The sequence below is a fragment of the Bacillus fungorum genome (assembly GCF_002746455.1).
Classification (GTDB): Bacteria; Bacillota; Bacilli; order Bacillales; family Bacillaceae_G; genus Bacillus_A; species Bacillus_A fungorum.
The window spans coordinates 1-8,452 of the sequence record NZ_NWUW01000062.1 but is presented as its reverse complement, the minus strand read 5'-3'; the positions used below and the strand labels follow the sequence as shown (position 1 = coordinate 8,452).

General features: G+C 30.9%; 7 protein-coding genes and 3 pseudogenes. 6 read left to right on the top strand and 4 right to left on the bottom strand.

Annotation, left to right across the window (positions count from 1 at the left end):
- Positions 1-541 (top strand): annotated as a pseudogene (locus CO726_RS29815) (transposase); the annotation flags it as partial.
- Here the strand turns inward: CO726_RS29815 and CO726_RS29810 are convergent.
- Positions 534-1,220: pseudogene (locus CO726_RS29810) on the bottom strand (response regulator aspartate phosphatase); the annotation flags it as partial. The pseudogenes CO726_RS29815 and CO726_RS29810 sit on opposite strands and share 8 nt — an antisense overlap.
- A gap of 788 nt (positions 1,221-2,008) precedes the next feature.
- Between CO726_RS29810 and CO726_RS29805 the strand changes: the two are divergent.
- Entirely contained in the window at positions 2,009-2,455 is a 447-nt protein-coding gene (locus tag CO726_RS29805; protein ID WP_099686701.1) for a GNAT family N-acetyltransferase, read from the top strand.
- 228 nt (positions 2,456-2,683) lie between these two features.
- Here CO726_RS29805 and CO726_RS29800 read toward each other — a convergent pair whose 3' ends face one another.
- Positions 2,684-3,670, bottom strand: coding sequence for a hypothetical protein (locus CO726_RS29800; RefSeq protein WP_099686700.1), 987 nt, complete (start codon positions 3,668-3,670; stop codon positions 2,684-2,686).
- Positions 3,671-3,889: 219 nt separating this feature from the next.
- Here CO726_RS29800 and CO726_RS29795 point away from each other — a divergent pair, with 219 nt between their 5' ends.
- Together CO726_RS29795 and CO726_RS29790 are read left to right on the top strand one after the other, a co-directional pair.
- Positions 3,890-4,867 (top strand): hypothetical protein, encoded by a 978-nt coding sequence (locus CO726_RS29795; RefSeq protein WP_099686699.1) that lies wholly within the window; start codon positions 3,890-3,892, stop codon positions 4,865-4,867.
- A gap of 709 nt (positions 4,868-5,576) precedes the next feature.
- On the top strand, positions 5,577-5,990 hold the full coding sequence (locus CO726_RS29790; RefSeq protein WP_099686698.1) for a hypothetical protein: 414 nt from the start codon (positions 5,577-5,579) through the stop codon (positions 5,988-5,990).
- Positions 5,991-6,715: 725 nt separating this feature from the next.
- Here CO726_RS29790 and CO726_RS29780 read toward each other — a convergent pair.
- On the bottom strand, positions 6,716-7,267 hold the full coding sequence (locus CO726_RS29780) for a DUF4489 domain-containing protein (protein ID WP_099686697.1): 552 nt from the start codon (positions 7,265-7,267) through the stop codon (positions 6,716-6,718).
- Between the two features lie 78 nt (positions 7,268-7,345).
- On the bottom strand, positions 7,346-7,783 hold the full coding sequence (locus CO726_RS29775; RefSeq protein WP_425427831.1) for a hypothetical protein: 438 nt from the start codon (positions 7,781-7,783) through the stop codon (positions 7,346-7,348).
- Between the two features lie 246 nt (positions 7,784-8,029).
- Between CO726_RS29775 and CO726_RS29770 the strand changes: the two genes are divergently transcribed.
- The gene (locus CO726_RS29770; RefSeq protein ID WP_099686702.1) at positions 8,030-8,134 is read left to right on the top strand and encodes a YjcZ family sporulation protein; all 105 of its coding nucleotides are present in this window, start codon (positions 8,030-8,032) and stop codon (positions 8,132-8,134) included.
- Positions 8,135-8,249: 115 nt separating this feature from the next.
- Positions 8,250-8,452, top strand: a pseudogene (locus CO726_RS29765) (IS4 family transposase); the annotation flags it as partial.

Sequence of the window (8,452 nt, the reverse complement as noted above, 5' to 3'; positions counted from 1 at the left end):
TAAAGATACAGCTTGAATATGATTTATTAAGTGGACAATTCCTTCATATTAATACAGGTCCAGGTAAACAACATGATCGAACCTACGGTTCCCTGTGTGCCCCAACTGTAAAAGCGAATGATTTATGCATCCGAGATTTAGGTTATTTTCATTTGAAAGATCTTCAACATATACAAGATCAAAAGGCTTATTATATCTCACGTATCAAATCGAATACACGTATTTATCAAAAAATCCCACCACTGATTATTTTCAAGATGGAAGAATAAAGAAAGGTACAGAGTATATACAGATAAATATGGAGGTCTTAATGAACTCTCTTCAACCAGGACAAACATATGAAATATCTGACGCTTATGTAGGAATGACTGATAAAGTATCAACTCGTGTAATTGTTCATCGACTAACAAAAGAACAACAACAAAAACGATTACAAGATCAAGCTGTAAGAGAGAAAAAGAAAGGAATGAAGTATTCCCCTCGTAGTAAACGTCTCAGTGGTATCAATGTATATTGTCAGCGGTCACTTTTTAATTTAGTCTATCTAAAATTAAAAAGTGATGTTCGCACTCTTCATTTTTTAGTTTTCTACAAATTTGTAATCCATTAAATATAAGGTTAGAAGTCTTAATAAAGATTGCTTTATAATCTTTAGGGAGTTCTTGTATTACTTCAGGTAAGTAGCGTTTTGCTAGTTCAGATAAATTTTGGCCAGCATACATTAATCCTAAGTTGTGACGAACAAACGTAATAAATTTTTCTTCACCTGATTTTTTAAATGTATTAATAGCTGTAATAAAGTGTTCTTCAGCTTCTTCAAATTGTTTTAAATGCGTACAAGTCAAACCAATTAAATTATCACATAATGCAATAGTAGTCTCATATCCTCCATGTTTTTTTAAAACCTCAGCTTTGTTATAATGTTCTTTTGCGCTTGTAAAGTTACTTGTAATATTTGAATGAATAGCTTTAAAGAAATGGTAGTAGTACGATAAAAACTGATCTGCAGGTACCTCTAAAGATTCAACCTTATCAAAACTGTCTTTTCCAATGCTTAAACTATCAATCATATATTGATGACGAAAATCTAAAAGAGAATAGTATAAAAGTAGATCTTGGTCTTCTTCAATATTGTGTATTTTTTAATCAATTTCAAGTTTTAATTTATGTGCCTTTCCAATATGTCTGGCACGAATCTCTATATACCAGTCATTTAACATTTTTGTGATTTGCTCATTCCCCTTTATATGTATATTTTCAAATCTATTTTAGGATTAATTTTTATTTTTATGCCAATTTTTTTAGTGCAAGGTTTTGAATTATATATAGATTTCTTAATAGGGTAATACCGATTCGTTAGTTTATAAAAGAAAATGAAAAGAAGTTGCTGGCATGTGGTACCTTCTTTTTATTTTTGGATAGTGATAAATGAAAGAAAAAATCGTTATATATAAATTATATAATTTTATTATGGATTATTTTACAATTAACGCTCTGAAAGGGGGAGTGCCGAGATGAATATTAATAAGCTATCAGTGAAGAAGAAGCAATTCAACTCAGTAAAGAAAGAATTGTAGAAGAAAGCGAGAAGTGTTGCTTTTAAATAAAGTCCCGGTGTTTTTAAAAAAGACGCGATGTTTTGTCCCTTTGGATCTGTTTATCAAAAGAGGTGTTTTTATAGTGAAAAGTGAAAAGAAGATCTGAACTGAAAGGCGAATTAAGGAAATGTTGAGTAGCAATAACCTGTTCCGTTAAAGGGCCAATTAATTGAATAACACTTATTAAGTTAATAGTGAGGTTTTGTAAGAATAATTTAGTGTTCAATAAAATATAGAGGAAATATTGTAATGATATTGAATATAATAATTTGTTTTTAATTGTACTTTTAAGGAGGCGTTGTCGATGAGAGATTATTTATACTTGATTGGGCGAAAAAACAAGGGGATAACGTTTCAATAGCCCATAAACTACGTGGTTCCCCCTTCAATATTAAAGGGAGAGTATCAGATTGAAGAAAATTCATTTAAAGCCTATTGACAAAAATAATTGGGAAGAAGCAATTAGATTATCTGTTAAAGAAGAACAACAAACTTTTATTGCATCCAACCTTTATTCTATCGCAGAAGTTCAATTTCTGGATAATTTCTATGTAAGAGGTATTTATCTTGATAATGAAATGATAGGATTTACTATGTTTGGGATAGACCCTGATGATAATAATTATTGGATTTATAGACTTATGATTGATGAAAAATTTCAAGGGAAAGGTATAGGTAAACAAGCCATATATCTGGTGATTGAAGAGATAAGACGAAATAATAATGCAAACATTTCTTTAATAATGATTGGATATGATCCTGAAAATCTTACAGCAAAATTTGTATATAAAAAGGCAGGATTTATTGAGACTGAATTATCATCTTGGGGTGAACAATTAGCTAAGTATTCCTTGTAAGCACTTAAATTTACCACAATGACTTTTAGGCTTATTAAAGTGGATCGATTGTGGGGCAATATAGATAGGAAATGATCAAACTTTTTTATAAAAAAATGAACCAATTGAAAATATTAAGAGCGTGTTTTGATCAAACTTTTTTTCAAAACATGCTCTTTTCTATGATTGTTTATCAAGGTTATTGGTATCAATTTGATTAAACTTTATTTAAAAGCAACATCAATCAGTTTATAAATCTGCTTGATAAACCATGTACTTACCAGAAGAAAGTGTAATGAATATTTGATTCTTATTAACTTTAATTACAGTTCCATTAGAAGAGTAACTATCTATTTTTGTTTTCGCTTTAACTGAAATTTTATTACTCGCATCTACATGAACCAATAGCATTTGACCAGTCGAACCAATAACTAGTGCGTGGTTATCTTTAAGAGCAATAACTTTTTTCCATGTATAACTCTTATTATCTTGATCCGTCAATTCCGCGTTATCTATCTCTTTTCCTTTTTCATCAAATAACCCATATTTTGAACCTTCTCCAACAGCCAGTATTCTACCATCAGAAAGTTTATCAATTGAAAAAATATCATGTTTTGTAGAACCCCAATCACCAAAGCTGAGGACATTTCCGTTTTCAGGTGATAAAATTTGATATTTTCCTTGATCGCCTACCATTAAGAGATTCTTAGAATCCAACTCAATTGTATCGTTAATGTCCCAACTATTAGGCCATTTCCCTGTTCTGATTGTTGACTGAGGATTATAACCATCAAGAATAGTATAATATCCTTTCGGGTATACCAATAGAATTGTATCATTCGATAATGTTTTAACAAATGTTGGAGTTCGTTTGTCTGCTAACTGCCCTTGACTATATTGCTCTCCATATGAATTTACTACTTTCCATTTACCAAGTGATCCCGCTATAAAAATGTTACCATCAGGTGTTTTTACCATACCATGTGAAGGAAATGAAGGCTTATTTTTAGAATTTGAAACTGTTTGTCCTCCCATATCAGTACTTAGTACAGCGATATCACTTGAACTTGTTGCTAGAATTGTTGTTTCATCAATCATTACAGCATCATTAATGGTACTACTTGTATGCCACTTATTACTTACTACACCATACACGTTTGCTGCACTTGCACTTGTAGGAACTAATAGTAGAGCACCTGTAAGTAATAATGCAGACATCTTTTTTAGTTTAAACATGTTTTCACCTCTGCTAATAATTTTTACACATACCCAATATATTACATTAATTTCAATAAAAAGTAATATATTGTATATAAATGTCACGAAAAAGTCACATTTCAAGAGATTAATAGTAATAAAGAATAATAATTTAGTTTTTCTTCTAAAAAAATTATATACATAGTTAAAAAGCTAGGTTATTCTAATTATGTAAAATTATGTAAAGGGGTGGTAAGAATGGAAAGACGCTTAAGTAGGTATTTTTTTAGTTTTGTTGTTTTTCTTCTTTTATTTAATATTGGTATACCAGGAGCAAGTGCTAGTTTTCAAGATAACCCAACTGGTGTGTACCACAAGTTAGCTAGTTTAGTATATGATATTGATAGTACTGGTGGGAATATTAGTGAGCTTCAGAAAAGGTTAGATGACTCAAATATAGGTCCAACAGGGAAATATGTGATAATTGATGTAATTAATATCAATGGAAATAATACTAAGCCTCCTATGGCCGCAGATATGACAGGTGGCATAAACAGATTAGGGCCATCAGGCTTTAAAGCAATGGCTGTAGTGGATACATCTAGTACAAGTAAAAAGTTATTTATTGCAATAGCTGGTAGTGAGAATATGCATGACTATACTGCAGCAAGAAATGTAATTGAAAATGATAATCCGGAACAAATTTATCATGCTCATCTTTATACAAATTATATACATAAAACTTACCCTCAATACGCTTCATACAAGTGGTACTTAACTGGGCACTCCTTGGGTGGATGGTTAACAACAAAATTGTATCTTGATACTCGTTCGGCAAATTGGATAGTAAGGGCAGATCAGTGGAAATATGGGGGGGCAATCAAAAAATCATTTAGTGGGGTTTATACATTCAACACCTTACCTATTCAAGAAGGCTCTGTTACAGTTAAGCAATGGGAGGAAAATAAAAAGGGGCTTTATAATAAAATTATAAAAAACTTGTTTATTTCTAATGAGTGGTTAAATCGATTACAAAAATTACATTCCAATAAAATGAATTATTTCGGTGATAGAGGCTCTATTAATAAAAATATTTCTAATGATTTATGGTTTGTTTCGACAACACCTATAGCAGATATAATTCTTCTATTAAGTAATACAGAAATTTCAGAAGGACATAGATTATGTCAGTTATCTCCGCATGTTTTCCCTAAGGGAGATGCATGTACGCCATAAATAAGGGCGTTATGTAAGGAGGAAATTGACGCGCTTCATTGGCACGGAGAATAATAGATTGGATTTTTATCGGAATTTTTCTAAAAATATGAACTATACGTAAACAGAAGCTATTTTGATTAATTTTTTTCAAAATGGCTTCTTCATGTTTGTTGCATAGTAAGAGTTTAGTCGTTAATTTTGAACAAAATTTATTACAAACTGACATCGACAGCTTTTAGGGGAATATGTGAAACGTACACTTGAAATTAGAAGGAATACAACAGATCCATTTACTGCACAGTACAACGATACTGTTCAATAGAAAAGTATATTCAACAAGCGGGAACTATTATTGAGTAACACAGGTAGAAAATAATTAATCTTTTTTTCAAAACACGCTCTTTTCTATGATCGTTTATCAAGTTTATTGGTTTCAATTTGATTAAGCTTTATTCCAAACCAACATCAAATTTTCGAATAAATCAAATATTGAGTTAAATGATGTGTATAGTGGAAATTAAAGTTTAGAATATTCTGTGTAAATATTATCAATTTACTATAGTTTACAATTATGAAAAAATAGAACTGATTATATTTTTTCATAAATAGTATATTAAAAGCTATCTTATGGGTAATGTAAGCATTTATAGCCTACTTATAAACGGTGACTGGGGATATGTGATCAAGTGTTGGTAGCATTTATCAAACGAAATGAGGTGACTGTAACTTGAGAGAAGTAGCGAAAAAAGTACAAATGTTACGTTTACAAGAGAAGCATTTGGGGCGTATTACAGACGCAGAACAGTATTCTGCCAAGCAATGTAAAATAGAACGTGAGAGTATTAAATTAGAAAAAAATATAGTTGGAAAACGAACTCGAAAATTTCAAACGACAGAAGAAAAATGGGACACAAAATGTAAAAAAGCAGTACAATTATTTAATCAAGGAGAGGAATATCCAACTATTGCAAAAAAACTAAGGTGCAATGTGAGTAGTTTGTATAGGGAACTCAAGAAACGGGGCGTATTACAAATACCAAAGCAAGTAACAGCATCTAAATCATTAAAATCGTCCATAACATCAACACAAACAAAAAAAACAAATTTCGAACGATATAAAGAATATTATATGTACAAATAGAAGAATTCATGGCTATAAATCTATACTTGTTTCTTTAGTATTAACAAGCTCAGATTATAAAGGATACAATGAAGAAATGCATATTTAGCAGCAAATCTTCTTACAGTATTTATAGAACATCTGTAAATGTTAAAATAAGAATAACTTGTCTAAAGTAAAAGAATCCCCATATCATAAAGGATTCTTTTAGAAGAGTTAGAGAGCTGTTGTTACTTGTCTCATATTCATTTTACGTACAATAGTAAGAATATTCAATCCGATTTTATGTTTCTCAATATATTTCATTCGTTTTCATATTATAATATTGAAGAGGTATATAAATTTCCTGTAAATGCCCAACAAAGAGTATGGCCAAATAAAATAATCGTCATTAACAACAAAGAAAAAAATTCTTGAGGAACTTGATTTTATAGGAATTAATGGGAAATTTATTTATGGAGATTATGACAATATAGCTTCTTACATAAGAAATAGATATCAATAAAATATAGATTTTGTTCACTTTTACGATAAACTTATGAAATATTCATATGTTACGTTATATAAGTCCTTTTTTTTTGATCATATTCATTCTGTCAAAAAGTCCTAGTCCCTCTAGGGCTTTTTACGTTTAAATAAAAATGTGTATCGTATTTCTCAATGTACAATATTATTAAAAGTAAAGTGGTTCAAGTCGGAGGTAGGCACCTTAGGGTGTCTTTTTTCTGACTTGAACCACTTATTAGTTAATATCGACCTTTATTATTACCATCGGAACAAAATACATTGTCTTGTACAAAAGCGCTAATTTCAGAATGAAGATACGTAACAGCAGCGCCGTTAATTGCCTCGATACTAGCTACAACATAATAATCGCAGCAATCATAACAATCTACATCACAACTCGTACAATAATGGAAACTAATGATATCTGTAGTATCAATAAAATCTCCTGCATCATTTAATCTTAAATTCCTTTCATAAAACCAAGAATCTAATACAACTGGATATTCTTGTCCTTTACACTGCTTGTACAGATCATATCTAACTCGTGCTTGAGCCAGCATATTCTCTCTATCTACTTCCTCAAATTTTACATTAGTAGAGAATTCTATCTTAATAGTAGGCTGGTGAAGTCCAAAAGTATCAACTGTAACACGACCTAACTGTACTCTCTCGTCTCTTGAGTCACCATCAATTCTTCTTCCGTTTCCTGTAGATTCCCCACAAAATAATGCAATTGGTTGTGGTTTAAAGTTACTATGCCTTTTATTACCATGACACCATGAATTAGTCATATTAATACAACACCTTTCATTAAGATTAATACATCACTATGAAATCTATTAATTAAATGAATAGACTGTTATATCGTTTTAATATAAAATAATAATATAGCCTAAAGATACTAAAAACGCACTTATGTAAAAAGGAATGCACCTTAAGGTGTCTTTTTTAGTGAACAAAATAATCTCACACAATGAAAAAAGCCTCATTATAAGAGGCCTCTCTATACTAATTATTGTACATTCTTCCTTCATAAAGACCAACGTATTTTCCACATTTGAATGACCAATCCCAATCTTTAAAGTACCATGTAATTCCTTGATAATCAGTGTATAAATTATCGAATATTCTATTACCTTGTAAAATATATTTAGTATATTTGCCATCTTTAAAAATGATATCTGAATTATAACAAGAGTCATGATTGGAGTCATAATCGAAACCCGCTGCACTTGCTGATTCCGCCCGATTCCGCCTGTTAATGCAATACCTGCCGCTAATGCTCCAACAATTAGTTTCTTGAACATAAAAATTCCCCCTTAATAGTTTTTTGTAATTATTGTAAATGTTTTGAATTTATAGAAATGTTTATTAGAATATTAGCAATACATTTTATCAAATGGAAAATAGGGGGATTTATAGTGATGTATAATAATACATGTTCATTTGGCAAAGGACCTGCTCAATTCATTCTTAAATACATAAGGTAAAGTGAACCCATTAATATGCATTGAATGAACCCTAGTTTTACCCTCTGATCTAAAGGAGGCACTATTGTTAAGGGATATGGTGGTAGTTGCGGTTTTGCTGGAGGATTTGCTTTACTCGTTGTACTATTTATACTATTAATTATTATCGGATGCAGTTGCTTCTGCTAAAAAACTATAAGAAAAGGCACCTTTGGGTGCATAGCCATCAACTTAAGAAAATGAATAAAATAACGAAATTAGGGAACCCTTTCATGCAGTACTGCATGAAAGGGTGTTTTAATTTATGGCTATAAACAATGACACACCAGTTGAGGAGCTACGCATATTAGGAGAAGAATTCCAAAACAAATTTTCTATTGATCACCTACAGGAACTTGCGTATCAAACAGGTATGATTCAACGAAAGCGAAAATTTCAGGCACAGGATCTTGTATCACTCTGTGTATTTTTGGGACAAACAATCAGTTCTGAGTCCCTAGTTAGTCT

Coding starts and splice junctions, on each gene's coding strand:
- CO726_RS29795 (WP_099686699.1), top strand. CDS start 3,890: ATGGAAAGACGCTTAAGTAGGTATTTTTTTAGTTTTGTTGTTTTTCTT.
- CO726_RS29800 (WP_099686700.1), bottom strand. CDS start 3,670: ATGTTTAAACTAAAAAAGATGTCTGCATTATTACTTACAGGTGCTCTA.
- CO726_RS29775 (WP_425427831.1), bottom strand. CDS start 7,783: ATGTTCAAGAAACTAATTGTTGGAGCATTAGCGGCAGGTATTGCATTA.
- CO726_RS29780 (WP_099686697.1), bottom strand. CDS start 7,267: ATGACTAATTCATGGTGTCATGGTAATAAAAGGCATAGTAACTTTAAA.